The following is a 14,923-nucleotide window of genomic DNA, read 5'->3' as shown; positions in this document are numbered from 1 at the left end:
AAGAACAGCGGACGACGGCGGGCGGTTCCGGCCAGCGACCCTCACGCTGTCTGCGGGTTAATGCGAAACCGGCCAATTACGTTCCCGGGCCTCGCTCTCAGGAGAACTCTTTCAGCGCGTCTGTGAGAAGTATGCCCGGTGTGCCAAGCCGCAAGTGGACGCCGTTTGAAGCCACCATTTTTCCCGCAATGACGACGTCGGTTACGTCGCTGGCCGTGGCGCTGAATGGAAACTGCAGGGGCTTGGATCCAGCGGTTCGGGTTGAATCGGGACCCACGGCCATCAGGTCGCAGACGGAGCCGACCGCCAGGGCCGATGGAGCGATGGGCGTTGCCATGGATCGGGCGGCACCGCCTGTAGCGGCCTGCAGCAGTTCCTGCGGGGAGAACCTGCCGCGCTGGCCGGAGCCGAGCCGTTCCCCGTGTTCCAACATTCGCATTTCGATCCAGGGGTCGATCACGGCATGCTGGTCCGTGCCTAGCGCGATTGCGGCTCCTGCGTCGGAAAGTGCGCGTGCCGGGCCGATCCCGTCGGCGAGGTCCGCCTCGGTGCTGGGGCACATCACCACCGTTGCAGCGGCGTTGCCCAGCAATGCGATGTCGCCGGGTGTCAGGTGTGTGGAATGGACGGCCGAGAGCCGCCCTGACATCAGGCCGTGCCGCTCCAGAAGGCCCGCAGGGGTGACTCCGTAGGCCGCTAGGCAGGCCTCGTTCTCAGCAGGCTGTTCGCTGAGGTGGATGTGAAGGGGCATATCCTCGGGCAGCTGCTCGGCCACCACCGCCAGGTCCTTATCTGGGACGCCACGCACGGAATGAAGGGCGGCCCCCACACTGATCATTTCCGCTGGAAAGCCTCGCGCCACTTCTGTTCGAAGCGACGCGAGCCTCTCCAGCCAGGACTGGACGGTGGCATCGCCGAACCGCGACTGTTCGGGACTCAGCGGCGCACCGATCCCTCCTGCCAGATACAGCGTGTCCAGGAGGGTCAGGCGTATGCCGGCCGCCATTGCTGCCCGGGCCAGGGCCAGCTCCATGGCATGCGGTTCCGCGTAGCGGGCGCCGCCCGGCCGGTGGTGGACATAGTGGAACTCCGCCACGCTGCTGAAGCCGGCAACCACCATTTCCGCAAACACCGCACTGGCGAGCTTTTCGTAGGTCTCTGGCGTCAGCTCGGCCGCGCTCCGGTACATCTGCTCCCGCCACACCCAAAAATCACCGCGTCCGTCATGCGTCCGTCCACGCAGGATCCTGTGGAAAGCGTGGGAGTGGGCGTTGGCGGCAGCCGGAAAGACGACCCCCTTCAAAATGTGGTCGCCGGGCTGCGCTTCCGCACCCCGTGTCAGTGTTGCAATGCGGCCGTCCCGTACATCCAGCCGCACCGACTCGAGTACGGCGGGACCGCCGTCGGCTTCGCGCGGGACACCATGGCCGCCCACCACTGCTGACTCGCACCAGAACCCGGTCACAGGAGGCCCTCCAAGACATCCGCCAGGGCCTCGGCGCCGGTGTTGGCGTCCTCGTCGGCGACATACTCTTCGGGGGAATGCGAGATGCCGCTGGGATTGCGGACGAAGAGCATCGCAGATGGCACATAGGCGGCGAGCACGCCGGCGTCGTGGCCGGCACCGGTCGCCAGCAGCGGAGCGCCGGGCAGGATCCCGCTGATCCGCCGGGTCAGGCCGGGATCGAAATGGACAGTGTCGCTGTAGGACTCCTCGATGAGGGAAATGGAGCACCCCTCGCCTGCCGCTATCTGCTGGGCGGCAGCGTATATCGATTCGATCAGCCGGGCGGTCACGGCGTCGTCGGGATGCCGGGCATCGAGCCAGATGTCCACGCGCGAGGCAATGACATTGGTTCCGCCGGGCACCGGCAGCAGGCGTCCTACCGTGGCACGCGCATCCGGCTGAGCTGCGGCGGCGTCGCGCACGGCGACGATGATCTGCGCCGCTGCGACCATCGGATCCGCGCGGTCCGCCATCAGGGTGGTGCCGGCGTGGTTGCCCTGTCCGCTGATGCTCAGCTTCCAGCGGCCGTGCCCCAGGATGGAACTTCCGACGGCGATGGCCGGGCCTCCCGTGCCCAGGCCCTTGCCCTGCTCCACGTGCAGTTCGACAAAGTCGCCAATCCGGGCCAGGGCCTGGGGATCCGGACCGACATGCCGGGGATCGAGGCCGTTCAACCGGGCGACGTCCGCAAACGTGTTGCCGTCACCGTCGCGCAGGTTCCGGGCCTTGTCGACGTCGATGGCCCCCGTGAGAAGGCGGGATCCGAGACAGGCCACACCGAAACGGGAGCCTTCCTCTTCGGGGAACACGGTGATGGCCAGAGACCGGTTCGGCACTATTCCGCGGGCCATAAGGATGTCGACGGCGGTTAGTGCCGATGCGACGCCGAGCGGGCCGTCGAAGGCGCCGCCGCCGGGTACTGAATCGAGATGGCTTCCCGTGACCAGTGCGCCATCCTGGGGCTTGCCCCACCACGCCCAGATGATGCCGTTGCGGTCGGTGTCGACGGCGAGGCCACGCTGGAGCGCCTGTTCGATGAACCACGCCCTCAGGTCGAGTTCCGCCGTCGAATAGACGGCCCGGGAATAGCCTCCGCGGACCGCATCACGGCCCACGTCCTTGATCGAGTCAAGGAGCTGATTGACGGTTTCCAAATGAACCTCCGAGTAGTACGAACTGCCACCAAGTAAAAACCACTTTCCACTGTATGACAAGGACTGGCGGGAAGGATCCCGGACAATTAACGCGCCCGCAACATGGCCGAAACGGGACCGTTGCGCACGGCCTCCAGCAGCCCCCGCTTCATGAAGAACCCGTGAAATATAGAAATCACCTCTTGCCATCGGATGAAAGTTGATTTTTACTTGTTGGCAAGACAAGGTGATTCGGACCACGTGAAAGTGGGTCAAACAATGGCCGCAGATTCTTCAACACGGACGGTTGAGAGGGCGCTGGCGCTGCTCAGTGCAGTGTGTACTGACGGCTCCCTCACCCTGAGCGACGCCGCCCGCGTCGTCGACCTGTCAGCAAGCACGGCCCTTCGCCTCCTGCGCACTTTGGAAGGCAGCGGTTTCGTTTCACGGGATCCGGGCGGGAACTTCCGCCCCGGTGCAAGTGTCATCCAGCTGGGAGCCCTGGCCTTGGGCCAGGAGTCACTGGTTTCGCTTTGCACCCCGCACATGAAGCGGCTGGTGGCCCATACAGGCGAATCCTGCTATCTCAGCATTCCCGGTCCTGGGGACACCGGAATCTACATAGCAATTGTCGAAGGTACCCGCTCGGTCCGGCATGCCAGCTGGGTCGGCAGGAGCATCCCGCTGGAAGGGTCTGCCGCCGGGCAGGTCCTGACAGGCGGCCAGCCGGACCGCGGCTTCGCAATAGTGCGCAGCGGCGTTGAAGACGACATAACAGCCGTCGCCGCACCGATTGTGATTGGTGGCCGAACTGTGGCCGCCCTGAGCATCGTCGTACCCAGCTACCGGCTGGACGAGGCGAAGGCCGTGACCATCGGCGAGGAGCTCGTGAAGGTGGCCGACAACATCCTCACCGAGCCCTCCGGAGAGCATGAACTGCCCCAGGAAAGCATGGAAGAGAAATGATCAAGTTTGAAAATGTCACCAAGGCCTACCCGGACGGGACGGTTGCCGTCGACGGGCTGAACCTTGAAGCCCCCACCGGGAAGCTGACCATTCTGGTCGGGCCTTCGGGCTGCGGCAAGACCACGTCCCTGCGGATGATCAACCGGCTGATCGAACCCACCAGCGGCACCATCTACCTCGATGACCAGCCCACGTCCGGTATGGACGCGGCACTGCTGCGCCGCCGCATCGGCTATGTCATCCAGCACGCGGGACTCTTCCCGCACCGCACCATCGTGGATAACGTCGCAACCATGCCGGTGCTGCTCGGCGAGAGCCGGCAGAAGGCCCGCATGAAGGCCCTCGAGCTTATGGAGCGTGTGGGCCTTCCGGCGAACTTCGCCAAACGCTACCCTTGGCAGCTCTCGGGCGGCCAGCAGCAGCGTGTTGGCGTGGCGCGGGCCTTGGCTTCGGACCCTGCCTTCATGCTCATGGACGAACCCTTCAGCGCTGTGGACCCCGTGGTCCGTGCGCAGCTCCAGGACGAGTTCCTCCGCCTGCAGCGCGAAATCGGCAAGACCATCATCATGGTTACCCACGACATCGACGAGGCCCTGAAGCTCGGGGACCAGGTGGCCGTGATGCGCGTCGGCGGAAAGCTCGCCCAGATGGCCACGCCGTCGGAGCTGCTGACCTCCCCGGCCGACGACTTCGTGGCCGACTTCGTGGGACGCGACCGGGGCTACCGTTCCCTCGGCTTCACCAACGTGGCTGGAACCGTTACGGTCAGCGAAGAGGCAGTGGTTCAGCTCGGAGCGTCCGCCGCGGAGGCGCACGCGAAGGCCTCCGGCGCGTGGGTCCTGGTGGTCGACGGCGGACGGAAGCCGCTTGGCTGGGCACAGCCCGAGCTGATCACCGGTGAGCTGAAGCGGGAGCATGTGAACCTCAGCGGCACGTCCGCGACATCGTCCGGAACCATGCGCCAGCTGCTTGACGCCGCACTGTCTTCACCCAGCCGCCGCGGCGTCGTCGTCAATGACCGCGGCGAGCTCATCGGCACGGTCACTGCCTCCCACATCGTCAAAGCCATCGAGGCCGAACCGCATCTGGAGACGGCCCGATGAACATGGAATGGCTGGGCCGCCAGTTCGACAACATTGTGTTCCTGCTCGGCTGGCATGTGCTGTTGGCCGTCACCCCGCTGATCCTCGGCCTGCTGATTGCCTTGCCCCTGGGCTGGTGGGCACACCGCAGCCGCCGGATCTACCCCCTCCTGGTGGGCATCGCGGGCCTGCTCTACACGGTGCCATCGCTGGCATTGTTCGTGCTGCTGCCGCTGGTGCTGGGGACCAAGATCCTGGACCCCCTCAACATTGTGGCCGCGCTGACTATCTATACCGTGGCCCTGCTGGTCCGCGTGGTGGCAGACGCCCTCGATTCCGTGCCCGAGGACACCGTCCAGGCCGCGAAGGCAATGGGCTACCGCGGCTACCAGAGCCTCGTAAAGGTCGAGCTTCCCGTGGGCGTCCCTGTCATCGCTGCCGGCCTGCGCGTGGCCGCAGTCTCCAACGTGAGCCTCGTGTCCGTGGCCGCACTGCTGGGCATCCCGCAGCTCGGTTCCCTCTTCACCCAGGGCTTCCAGCTGCGGTTCTTCACCCCGATCATCGCCGGAATCATCCTCTGCGTGGTCCTCGCGATGATCCTTGACGGGCTGATCATTCTCCTCAACCGGTGGCTGACGCCGTGGACCCCCAAGGTGGTGGCATCATGAACTACTTGTTCGACCCCGCGCACTGGACCGGCGCCGACGGCATCCCCAACCTGCTCGGCGAGCACCTGCTCTACTCCCTCATTGCCCTCGCCATCGCTGCCGCTATCGCCATTCCGGTCGGCATCTACATCGGTGTCACCGGCAAGGGCGTGTTCCTGATCGCCGGCCTCGCCAATGCCCTCCGCGCCCTCCCCAGCGTGGGTCTGCTGATCCTGCTCGTGCTGCTGATCTCGCCGGCCTTCCCGTCCAAGATGGGCTACATCCTGCCGAGCCTCATCGTGCTGGTGCTGCTCGCTGTGCCGCCCATCCTGACCAACACCTATGCCGGCATTCGCGCGGTGGATGCGGCCGCCGTCGACGCCGCCAAGGGCATGGGCTTCCGCACCACGAAGATCCTCACGGATGTTCAGCTCCCCTGCTCACTCCCGCTGGTGCTGTCCGGCGTCCGTAGCGCATTGCTGCAGATCATCTCGACGGCGACCATCGCCGCCTACATTTCGCTCGGCGGCCTCGGCCGCCTGCTGATCGACGGCAAGGCCCAGAACGACTACGGCCAGATGGTTGCCGGCGCCGTGCTGGTGGCACTGATGGCTCTGTTCTTCGACCAGTTGCTCGCCTTCATCACCCGCCGGGTCGTCTCACCAGGACTCACCCGTCGTCTCGTCAAGACCGCCGCCGCGGCCGACACCGTGAAAATCCCCGCCACGGTCTGAACCACCCCGCGCATCATCCCAACTGCCATCCGGCAACAGACCCACCCCAGCCTTGCCGCTGCATGCCCTGCGCCGGCCTCCGAGAGAGCATTGACATGAAAAAGTACCTGACCGGCTTCACCCTCGCGGCTGCTGCAGCCCTTGCCCTGACCGCCTGCGGCGGGGATCCGATGAGCAGCTCCAATACCCAGACCGCCGCCTCGGGCGACAGCATCATCGTCGGCTCCGCGGACTTCCCGGAAAGCCAGCTGATCGCCAAGATTTACGCGGAAGCCCTCAAGGCCAAGGGCGTCCAAGTGACCGAAAAGCCCAGCATCGGCAGCCGCGAAGTCACCATCCCGGCCCTCAAGGACGGTTCCATCGACCTCATGCCCGAATACGGCGGGGCCCTCCTGCAGTACCTCAATTCCGCCACCAAGGCGGTCACCTCCGAGGAAGTTACCAAGGAGCTGGCCACGAAGATCCCCTCCGGACTGACCATGCTGACCGCCTCCGGAGCAGAGGACAAGGATGTCCTGGCCGTCAAGAAGGAAACGGCCGACAAGCATAACCTCAAGTCCGTCAGCGACCTTCAGCCTGTGGCCAAGGAGCTCGTCCTGGGCGGCCCGCCGGAATGGAAGACCCGCATCAACGGTGTGGCTGGCCTGAAGTCCGTCTACGGTCTTGAATTCAAGGAATTTTCGGCGCTCGACGCCGGCGGCCCCCTGACGCTGAACGCCCTCCTTTCCGGCCAGGTGCAGGTTGCAGACCTCTTCAGTACCGACCCCGCGCTGGCCGCCAACAACCTGGTTGCCCTCAAGGACGATAAGAACCTTTTCCTGTCCGAGAACATCGTCCCGGTCATCAACGAAAAGAAGTCCACGGCCACCGTCAAGGAGGTCCTGGACAAGGTCTCCGCCGCGCTCACCACGGAAGACCTGATCGAGATGAACGGCCGGGTGGCGAAGTTCGAGGACGCCGGCGAGATCGCCAAGGACTGGCTCAAGTCCAAGAACCTGGCCTAGGGCCGCGGCAATACAACAGGAGTACACAATGACAGCCGATTTCACCACCGGTGCCCGCCCGGTCAAAGCAGCCCGCGGCACCGAGCTCACCGCCAGGTCCTGGCAGACCGAGGCGCCCCTGCGCATGCTCATGAACAACCTCGACCCCGAGGTCGCCGAGCGTCCCGACGACCTCGTGGTCTACGGCGGAACCGGCCGGGCTGTGCGTTCCTGGGCTGCGTTCGACGCCATCACCCGCACCCTGGAAACCATGGACAAGGACGAGACCCTGCTGGTCCAGTCCGGCAAGCCGGTCGGCGTCTTCCGCACCAACGAATGGGCACCGCGGGTGCTGCTGGCCAACTCCAACCTCGTCGGGGACTGGGCCACGTGGCCCGAGTTCCGCCGGCTCGAGGCCGAGGGCCTGATGATGTACGGCCAGATGACGGCCGGCTCCTGGATCTACATCGGTACCCAGGGCATCCTGCAGGGCACGTTCGAGACCTTCGCCGCGATCGCCCGCAAGCTCACGGGGGACGAGAACGGCACCTTGGCCGGCACCCTGACGCTGACCGGCGGCTGCGGCGGCATGGGCGGCGCCCAGCCCCTCGCTGTCACCCTCAACGACGGCGCGTGCCTGATTGTCGACGTGGACGAGACCCGGCTGCGCCGCCGGGCCGGCAAGCGCTACCTCGACGAGGTGGAAACGGACCTCGACGCCGCGATCGCCAAGGTCCTCAAAGCCAAGGAGGAACGCCGCGGCTGGTCCGTGGGCTACGTGGGCAACGCCGCCGAGGTCTTCCCCGAACTGCTGCGCCGCCACAACGCCGGCGAGCTCACGGTGGACATCGTCACCGACCAGACCTCCGCCCACGACCCCCTGTCCTACCTGCCCGAAGGCATCTCCGTGGAGGAATGGCGCCGCGAAGCCGAAGCAGACCCGGAGGGCTTCACCAAGAAGGCCCAGGCCTCGATGGCCAGGCACGTCCAGGCCATGGTGGAGTTCCAGGACGCCGGCGCCGAGGTGTTCGATTACGGCAACTCCATCCGCGACGAGGCCCGCAAGGGCGGCTACAGCCGGGCGTTCGAGTTCCCCGGCTTCGTCCCGGCCTACATCCGCCCGCTGTTCTGCGAGGGCCTGGGCCCGTTCCGCTGGGTGGCGCTTTCCGGTGACCCCGAGGACATCGCCGTCACAGACAAGGCCATCAAGGAACTGTTCCCGGAGAACAAGCACCTGCACCGCTGGATCGACGCCGCCGGCGAGCGGGTCGAGTTCGAGGGCCTGCCGGCCCGTATCTGCTGGCTGGGCTACGGCGAACGCGCCAAGGCCGGCCTGCTGTTCAACCAGCTCGTCAAGGAAGGCAAGGTCAAAGCTCCCATCGTGATCGGCCGCGACCACCTGGACTCCGGCTCCGTCGCCTCCCCCTACCGCGAAACCGAAGCCATGGCGGACGGTTCGGACGCGATCGCCGACTGGCCGCTGCTCAACGCCCTGCTCAATACTTCCTCCGGCGCCACCTGGGTCTCGATCCACCACGGCGGGGGAGTGGGCATCGGCCGCTCCATCCACGCCGGCCAGGTCTCCGTTGCCGACGGCACCGACCTCGCGGCGCAGAAGCTTGAGAGGCTCCTCACCAACGACCCCGGCATGGGCGTGATCCGCCATGTCGACGCCGGCTACGACCGCGCCGTCGACGTCGCCAAGGAACGCGGCGTCCGCATCCCCATGAACGAAACAAACTAACTAGCCCCTTCGGCGGTCGGGCCTTGTCCGAACCTGGATTTGGACAAGCCCGGCCGCCGGTTGAGAGGAAACCCTTGATGCCATGCTAGAAATCAACGGCGTCCACCTGCCGCTCTCCGATATCGCCAAGGTAGCTGCGGGGGGCGTGGAACTAGGCCTGTCCCAGGGTGCGCTGCAGCGAATGGCCCAATCTCACCAATCCGCTCTAAGCACCTCGTCACGCAGGCCCGTCTACGGCCGCTCAACCGGCGTTGGCGCAAACCGCAACGTTCCTCTCCAAGCCTCCACGGAACCATCTCTTCACGGGCTGAACCTCCTCAGAAGCCACGCGGTGGACGCCGGTACCAGCCTCAGCCGGGAAACCGTTCGGGCAATGCTGCTGATCAGGCTGTCCCAGCTCGCGGCCGGCGCTTCGGGCATCGATCCGGCGATACCGCTCGCTTTGCTGGCGATGCTCAACGACGACACACTGCCGGACATCCGCAACTTCGGAGGCATCGGCACAGCCGACCTCCCGGCACTGGCCGGCACGGCGCTGACCCTGCTGGGAGAACGCCCAACACTCGGCGGAGGGAGAGTCAACGAACCCCTCAAAGGCTGGACAACAGACAATGCCCTTCCCTTCATTAGCTCCAACGCGCTCACCATCGCCCAGACCGTGCTGGCACATCAACGGGTGGAACGTATCCTCTACAACGCCGCAACAGTCAGCGCCCTGTCCTTCGTCGCGGTGTCTGGAAATCCGGAAGCGTTCAGCCCCGCCGTCGCTGCAGCCGCTGACACGAGATTTGTGGCGGATGCAGCCGCAACTATGCGATCGCTGGTTCTGGGCCACCGGTTGCCCGCCAGAATCCAGGACCCCTACAGCCTGCGCACCCTCCCTCAGGTCCACGGCTCCCAGGCCGAAGAACTCTGGCTGCTCAAAAAACTTCTTGAACGCCTCGTCACCGCTGGCCACGAAAACCCGATGATCCACGGCGGTTCCGCAGACCAGACAGAAGACGTCTCCCATCACGGCTTGTTTCAAATGACGAATCTGGCGCGGCGCATCGACTCCATGCACATCGCCCTTGGGACTGGATCCGCGGTCAACCTGCGCCGCATCGGGCTACTGTGCGATCCGGCCTACACAGGACTCAACCGCTTCCTGGCCGCCGATAACTCCGGCCAATCCGGTGTCATGATGCTCGAGTACGTTGCGGCGGCAGCCGTCGGCCGGATTCGCATTAACTCACAGCCAGCGAGCCTCCAAACCGTGGTGTTGTCCCTGGGCGCCGAAGAAGATGCTAGCTTCGCAACCCTGGCCGCGGCACAGCTGGAGTCAACCGCGGACGCACTGTCAAAGCTGGTCGCAATAGAGCTTATCTGTGCAATCCGTGCCCTGCGGCTGCAAGGCACGGAAGCGCAACAGCTCCCCTCTGAGAGAATCCGGAAGATCCTCGATGTGGCTCAAGCCCTGCCCGACTCCATCGAAGACCGCGACCTTCGAGACGATCTCGCCCTAGCTGAGAACATCGTGCTCACCGCCCATGAGTGACGGAGGATTCGGTTGTACCGGCCTCGGCCGGCGGAAGCTTTGTAGCGGAGATTGTTGTCTTGGTGAGGGGTAGCGGGTTCACAGCTAGGGCCCATGCCGCGGTCCACCAGGACTGACAAAATCCTACTTCGCGGCGATGGCCAGGAACCGGATGGGCAGGTCCAGCAGCTCCAGCGGACCATGCGGGCCTTCGCCGTCCAGGAGCAGGGAATCGCCGGGCTCCATGGTGTATTCATAGGCGCCGTGGCCGTAGACCATCCTGCCAGAGAGCATGTAGATGAACTCGGTGCCGGGGTGCTGGAACAGTGGGAACACGTCGGATGCGTCGGTCAGTGTCACCAGCGTCGGCTCGAGGGCGTCGGTCCGTCCCTTCAGGGTTCCCAGCACCCGGTATTCGTGCCCGTGCTGGGTTCCGCTGCGCACCGTCAGGCTGCCCTGGCCGTTCTTGGTGAAGGTAGCGTCCCGGTCTGTGTCCGCGCCCCGGAACAGGGCGGTGACCGGAATCTTCAGCCCGTCCGCAAGGCGCTGCAGCGTGGTGAGGGAACACGATGTGCTGGCGGTTTCAATCTTGGAGATCATCGCCTTGGACATCCCTGCCCGTGAGGCCAGCTCCGACGCGGAGAGCCCGTTTGCGGTCCGGTAGTGGCGGACCTGGCCGGCAATGATCCGTTCCAGCTTGCCGGCCACGCCGTCGTCGGTGTCTTCCGTGGCCATGTCCCTCGCTTCGCCAACCTGATCCGTCATCAAGCCATCATAGGCGGAGCCTGCAGGTCGGATCCGAGCACTCTGGCTGTTCCCAGCAGCCCTGCGAGGGTTTCCGCCAGTGCCGCCGCACCTGCCTCGGCGTCGGCATCCTCCACCAGTTCCTCAGGCGAATGCGAGATCCCGGTTGGGTTCCGCACGAACAGCATGGCGGTGGGAATGCGCCCTGCCAGCACGCCGGCGTCGTGGCCCGCTCCGGTGTCCAGCACCGGGGCCTCAGGAAGCATCGCCTTGAGCTGGTCACGCAGGCCGCCGTCGAAATGCACTGTGGGGCTGAGGGATTCGACGCCGAACGTCACCGTGCAGTTTTCCTCCGCCGCCATCACTTGGGCGTTGAGGTGGATGGATTCCACCAGGGCCGCGGTGACCTCGTCACGAGGATGCCGGACGTCGATCCACATGTCGGCGCGGGAGGCGATGACGTTGGTCCCACCGGGTACGGGCTGGAACCGGCCCACGGTGGCCCGCGCGTCACGGTACTTCGCAGCAGTATCCCTGATGCCGATCATGATCTTGGCCGCGGCAATCATGGGGTCTTTGCGGTCCTTCATGAGGGTGGTTCCGGCGTGGTTGCCCTGGCCGTGCACCGACAGTTTCCACCGGCCGTGGCCCAGGATCGAGGAGCCGACGGCCACTGGCTGGCCGAGGTCGGCCAACCCCCGTCCCTGTTCGACGTGCAGCTCCACAAACATGCCCAGCTGGCTGAGGGTCTTGTGGTCGGCACCGATGAGCCGGGGGTCCTGTCCGTTCTTGGTGGCCACCTCGGCGTATGTGTTGCCGTCCGCGTCCCTCAAGTTGCGGGCTTTGTTTGGATCCAGAGCGCCGGTCAGCAGCCGTGACCCGAGGCAGGCGACGCCGAAGCGGGAGCCTTCCTCCTCCGGGAAGACGGCTATGGCCAGGGGCCGCCGGGGACGGAACCCGCGGGTTTTCAGGATGTCGACGGCGACGAGTGCGGAGGCAACGCCGAGCGGCCCGTCGTATTCGCCGCCGCCGGGCACCGAGTCCAGGTGGCTGCCTGTGACAACGGCGTCCCGGCGGGTTCCGATTGCCGTGTCCCACCACGCCCAGATGATGCCGTTCTCATCAGTGTGGACGTCCAGCCCGCGCCGTTGGGCCTGCTCCATGAACCAGCTCCGGAGCTCGGTTTCAGCATTGGAGAAAACCGGCCTGGAGTAGCCGCCGCGGCGGGCGTCAGCACCGACGTCGGAGATGTCCCGCATGAGCCCTGCTACGGTGGCGGTTGCCGGTTTGGTTGCCGAGGAGGTCACTGGCTGGTCCGTTTCTCTTGGAGTGGTTCGTGGATGTCGGGAGTTAGCTGGCGCCGGCTTTGACGCCAGCCCCCGCCGGGCGAAACCGGCCTGGCGGCTCCGCCGCCCGGGTGGCGAGATCCGCCGCCCACTGGCCGATCAGCGGCGCGAATTTGGCGCCGTGGCCAGAGCACGGCGAGACGACCGTGACGCCGCCGGCCCTGTCGATGATGAAATCCTCGTTCGGTGTGCTGGTGAAAAGGCATGTGGTTTCCGCATAGGGCTCGGGGTACAGTCCGGGCAGGTACTTTCGCACGTAATCCACCACCCGCTGCCGGTTGGCCGGGTCCACGACACCTGTCTGCTGTGCGGCGGAGGGGATCAGGCCGCCGCCGTTGTACTCGGCCACCTTCTGGCCGGAGAAGCCGGCGTCCCGCCCCCCGGGCAGTCCGTATGTCTGGATCTCCGGTCCCTTGTGGATAAACGTTGGCCAAGGTCCCTCGTCGCGGTACCGGAAGTGGAAGGCCTGCTCCTGCCGGACGGTGATCCCGGGCATCCCCGCGAGGAACCCTGCCGGAAGCGAGAGCCGTCCCAGCAGATCCGGAAGCCAGCCGCCGGCGGTGATCACGACGTTCCCGGCAAGTACGGACTCGCCGCCGTCGGACAGCACGCGGTAGCCGGCACCCTCTTCCTCCACGCCGCTGACGTTCCACCCGGTCTTCAGCAAGGCCCCGTGCCCTACGGCCAGGTCCACCATGGCGTTGACCGAGCTCTCGGCGTCGATCACGCCGGCGCCGGGGTGCCAGAGCACAGGGGTGTCGAAGGCGATGTGGGGCCACCGTGCCTTGGCCTCGGCAGCGGTGAGGAGTTCGTGCTCAATCCCGGCGCGGGCGAGGACTCCGGCCAGCTGCTCCGGCTGTCGCCGGGAGCCGTAGTCCACGGCCCCGAACGGGGTGATCAGGTTCAGGCCGCTGGCCCGGTCCAGTTCGTCCCACAGGGACTTGGACTCGACGGCTGCCCGGGTGTAAAGCGCGTCGGGGTAGGCGTAGCGGAAGATCCGCGCCGAGCCGTGGGAGCTTCCGTCGTGGCTGGCCGGAACGTTGCGCTCCAGCAGGGTGACCTCGTGGCCGCGGGATGCGAGGTGCCAGGCGGTGGCGGCGCCGGCCAATCCGGCGCCCACCACCACGTAGTCGGAGGACTCTGCCATTACCCGGCTCCGGGGATCCAGCTGGTGCCGGCGAGGGGAACGCGGGCCATGGCCGACGCCTCGATGGTGAGGGCCACCAGGTCTTCGGGTTCGAGGTTGCGCAGGTGCGACTTTCCGCAGGCCCGGGCGATGGTCTGGGCTTCCATGGTCAGGACGCGGAGGTAGTTGGCCAGGCGCCGACCGCCGGCGATGGGGTCAAGCCGGGACGAGAGTTCCGGGTCCTGGGTGGTGATGCCGGCGGGGTCCCGGCCGTCCTGGAAGTCGTCGTAGAAGCCTGCGGCCGATCCCATGGCCGCGTATTCGGCGGCGTACCGGGGGTCGTTGTCGCCCAGCGCAATCAGCGCCGCCGTGCCGATGGCGACGGCGTCGGCGCCGAGGGCCATGGCCTTGGCGACGTCGGCGCCGGTGCGGATGCCGCCGGAGACGAGGAGCTGGACCTTGCGGTGGAGGCCGAGTTCCTGCAGTGCCTGGACGGCCTGGGGGATGGCCGCGAGCGTGGGGATCCCGACGTTTTCGATGAAGACCTGCTGCGTCGCGGCGGTTCCGCCCTGCATGCCATCGACGACGACGACGTCGGCTCCGGCCTTCACGGCCAGTGCGGTGTCGTAGTAGGGCCGGGAGGCGCCGATCTTGACGTAGATGGGCGTCTTCCAGTCGGTGATCTCCCGGAGCTCGCCGATCTTGATTTCCAGGTCGTCGGGTCCGGTCCAGTCGGGGTGCCGGCTAGCGGAGCGCTGGTCGATGCCGACCGGCAGGGTGCGCATGCCGGCCACGCGCTCGGTGATCTTCTGGCCGAGGAGCATGCCGCCGCCGCCGGGCTTGGCGCCCTGGCCAAGGACCACTTCGATCGCGTCGGCCTTCCGGAGGTCGTCCGGGTTCATGCCGTAGCGGGACGGCAGGTACTGGTAGACGAGGTGCTTGGACTGGCCGCGCTCCTCGGGGGTCATGCCGCCGTCGCCGGTGGTGGTGGAGGTGCCCACCTCGGACGCGCCGCGGCCCAGGGCCTCCTTGGCGTTGGCGGACAGGGCGCCGAAGCTCATGCCGGCGATGGTCACCGGCGTTTCCAGGTGCAGCGGCCGGGAGGCGTAGCGGTCACCGAGGACGACGTCGGTATCGCATTTTTCACGGTAGCCCTCCAGTGGGTAGCGGGACATGGAGGCGCCGAGGAACAGCAGGTCATCGAAGTGCGGGACCTTGCGCTTGGCTCCCCAGCCGCGGATGTCGTAGACGCCGGTGGCGGCTGCGCGCTGGATGTCGGCGATGGTGGCGCGGTCGAAGGTGGCCGATTCGCGCAGGCCCAGCTCTTCGGCCTGCCGTGCGGGGGAGGCTGCAGGAGCGCCCTGGGTCAGGGAGGTGATGGTCATGGCGTTGTCC

At 66.3% G+C, this 14,923-nt stretch carries 13 protein-coding genes; 7 read left to right on the top strand and 6 right to left on the bottom strand.

From position 1 onward, the window contains the following. Nucleotides 1-97: 97 nt before the first annotated feature. Nucleotides 98-1,465, bottom strand: a complete 1,368-nt coding sequence (locus AC57BR_RS08520) for a formimidoylglutamate deiminase (protein WP_496359462.1) — start codon at nt 1,463-1,465, stop codon at nt 98-100. Then, nucleotides 1,462-2,661 carry an allantoate amidohydrolase gene (locus tag AC57BR_RS08515; RefSeq protein ID WP_496359460.1) on the bottom strand — a complete coding sequence of 400 codons (1,200 nt, stop codon included), beginning with the start codon at nt 2,659-2,661 and terminating at the stop codon, nt 1,462-1,464. The genes AC57BR_RS08520 and AC57BR_RS08515 overlap by 4 nt, the downstream gene beginning before the upstream one ends. Before the next feature lie 258 nt (nt 2,662-2,919). On the opposite strand from AC57BR_RS08515, the gene AC57BR_RS08510 reads away from it, so the two are divergent. From AC57BR_RS08510 to AC57BR_RS08480, 7 genes are all read left to right on the top strand, one after another. After that, nucleotides 2,920-3,606 (top strand): IclR family transcriptional regulator, encoded by a 687-nt coding sequence (locus AC57BR_RS08510; protein WP_496359458.1) that lies wholly within the window; start codon nt 2,920-2,922, stop codon nt 3,604-3,606. Continuing rightward, nucleotides 3,603-4,709: an ABC transporter ATP-binding protein gene (locus tag AC57BR_RS08505; RefSeq protein ID WP_496359456.1), complete on the top strand. Its 1,107-nt coding sequence runs from the start codon at nt 3,603-3,605 to the stop codon at nt 4,707-4,709. Before AC57BR_RS08510 ends, AC57BR_RS08505 begins: the two co-directional genes overlap by 4 nt. After that, on the top strand, nt 4,706-5,356 hold the full coding sequence (locus AC57BR_RS08500) for an ABC transporter permease (RefSeq protein WP_496359454.1): 651 nt from the start codon (nt 4,706-4,708) through the stop codon (nt 5,354-5,356). Before AC57BR_RS08505 ends, AC57BR_RS08500 begins: the two co-directional genes overlap by 4 nt. After that, entirely contained in the window at nt 5,353-6,069 is a 717-nt protein-coding gene (locus AC57BR_RS08495; RefSeq protein ID WP_496359452.1) for an ABC transporter permease, read from the top strand. The genes AC57BR_RS08500 and AC57BR_RS08495 overlap by 4 nt, the downstream gene beginning before the upstream one ends. Nucleotides 6,070-6,164: 95 nt before the next feature. Next, nucleotides 6,165-7,073 carry an ABC transporter substrate-binding protein gene (locus tag AC57BR_RS08490; protein ID WP_496359450.1) on the top strand — a complete coding sequence of 303 codons (909 nt, stop codon included), beginning with the start codon at nt 6,165-6,167 and terminating at the stop codon, nt 7,071-7,073. 28 nt (nt 7,074-7,101) lie between these two features. Continuing rightward, nucleotides 7,102-8,796 carry a urocanate hydratase gene (gene hutU / locus AC57BR_RS08485; RefSeq protein WP_496359448.1) on the top strand — a complete coding sequence of 565 codons (1,695 nt, stop codon included), beginning with the start codon at nt 7,102-7,104 and terminating at the stop codon, nt 8,794-8,796. A gap of 82 nt (nt 8,797-8,878) precedes the next feature. Continuing rightward, a complete protein-coding gene (locus AC57BR_RS08480; protein ID WP_496359446.1) occupies nt 8,879-10,333 on the top strand; it encodes an aromatic amino acid lyase in 1,455 nt (484 codons plus the stop codon). Between the two features lie 123 nt (nt 10,334-10,456). Here the strand turns inward: AC57BR_RS08480 and AC57BR_RS08475 are convergent, their stop codons facing one another. The 4 genes from AC57BR_RS08475 to AC57BR_RS08460 are packed head-to-tail and all read right to left on the bottom strand — an operon-like array spanning nt 10,457 to nt 14,913. Next, on the bottom strand, nt 10,457-11,077 hold the full coding sequence (locus AC57BR_RS08475; RefSeq protein WP_496359444.1) for a helix-turn-helix domain-containing protein: 621 nt from the start codon (nt 11,075-11,077) through the stop codon (nt 10,457-10,459). Further along, nucleotides 11,077-12,363 (bottom strand): allantoate amidohydrolase, encoded by a 1,287-nt coding sequence (locus AC57BR_RS08470; protein ID WP_496359442.1) that lies wholly within the window; start codon nt 12,361-12,363, stop codon nt 11,077-11,079. The genes AC57BR_RS08475 and AC57BR_RS08470 overlap by 1 nt, the downstream gene beginning before the upstream one ends. A 43-nt stretch (nt 12,364-12,406) precedes the next feature. Next, nucleotides 12,407-13,549, bottom strand: coding sequence for an FAD-dependent oxidoreductase (locus AC57BR_RS08465; protein WP_496359440.1), 1,143 nt, complete (start codon nt 13,547-13,549; stop codon nt 12,407-12,409). After that, nucleotides 13,549-14,913 carry an FMN-binding glutamate synthase family protein gene (locus AC57BR_RS08460; RefSeq protein WP_496359438.1) on the bottom strand — a complete coding sequence of 455 codons (1,365 nt, stop codon included), beginning with the start codon at nt 14,911-14,913 and terminating at the stop codon, nt 13,549-13,551. Before AC57BR_RS08460 ends, AC57BR_RS08465 begins: the two co-directional genes overlap by 1 nt. Nucleotides 14,914-14,923 lie beyond the last annotated feature (10 nt).

The organism is Arthrobacter sp. BGA-UO-ETr-C19, from assembly GCF_059568005.1.
The sequence above is the reverse complement of the archived record's forward strand: the minus strand, read 5'-3'. Positions and strand labels throughout refer to the sequence as shown.

What these genes read in the sequence shown, in the direction of transcription:
- AC57BR_RS08510 (WP_496359458.1), top strand. Translation starts at nt 2,920, where the DNA reads ATGGCCGCAGATTCTTCAACACGGACGGTTGAGAGGGCGCTGGCGCTG.
- AC57BR_RS08505 (WP_496359456.1), top strand. Translation starts at nt 3,603, where the DNA reads ATGATCAAGTTTGAAAATGTCACCAAGGCCTACCCGGACGGGACGGTT.
- AC57BR_RS08500 (WP_496359454.1), top strand. Translation starts at nt 4,706, where the DNA reads ATGAACATGGAATGGCTGGGCCGCCAGTTCGACAACATTGTGTTCCTG.
- AC57BR_RS08495 (WP_496359452.1), top strand. Translation starts at nt 5,353, where the DNA reads ATGAACTACTTGTTCGACCCCGCGCACTGGACCGGCGCCGACGGCATC.
- AC57BR_RS08490 (WP_496359450.1), top strand. Translation starts at nt 6,165, where the DNA reads ATGAAAAAGTACCTGACCGGCTTCACCCTCGCGGCTGCTGCAGCCCTT.
- hutU (WP_496359448.1), top strand. Translation starts at nt 7,102, where the DNA reads ATGACAGCCGATTTCACCACCGGTGCCCGCCCGGTCAAAGCAGCCCGC.
- AC57BR_RS08480 (WP_496359446.1), top strand. Translation starts at nt 8,879, where the DNA reads ATGCTAGAAATCAACGGCGTCCACCTGCCGCTCTCCGATATCGCCAAG.
- AC57BR_RS08475 (WP_496359444.1), bottom strand. Translation starts at nt 11,077, where the DNA reads ATGACGGATCAGGTTGGCGAAGCGAGGGACATGGCCACGGAAGACACC.
- AC57BR_RS08465 (WP_496359440.1), bottom strand. Translation starts at nt 13,549, where the DNA reads ATGGCAGAGTCCTCCGACTACGTGGTGGTGGGCGCCGGATTGGCCGGC.
- AC57BR_RS08460 (WP_496359438.1), bottom strand. Translation starts at nt 14,913, where the DNA reads ATGACCATCACCTCCCTGACCCAGGGCGCTCCTGCAGCCTCCCCCGCA.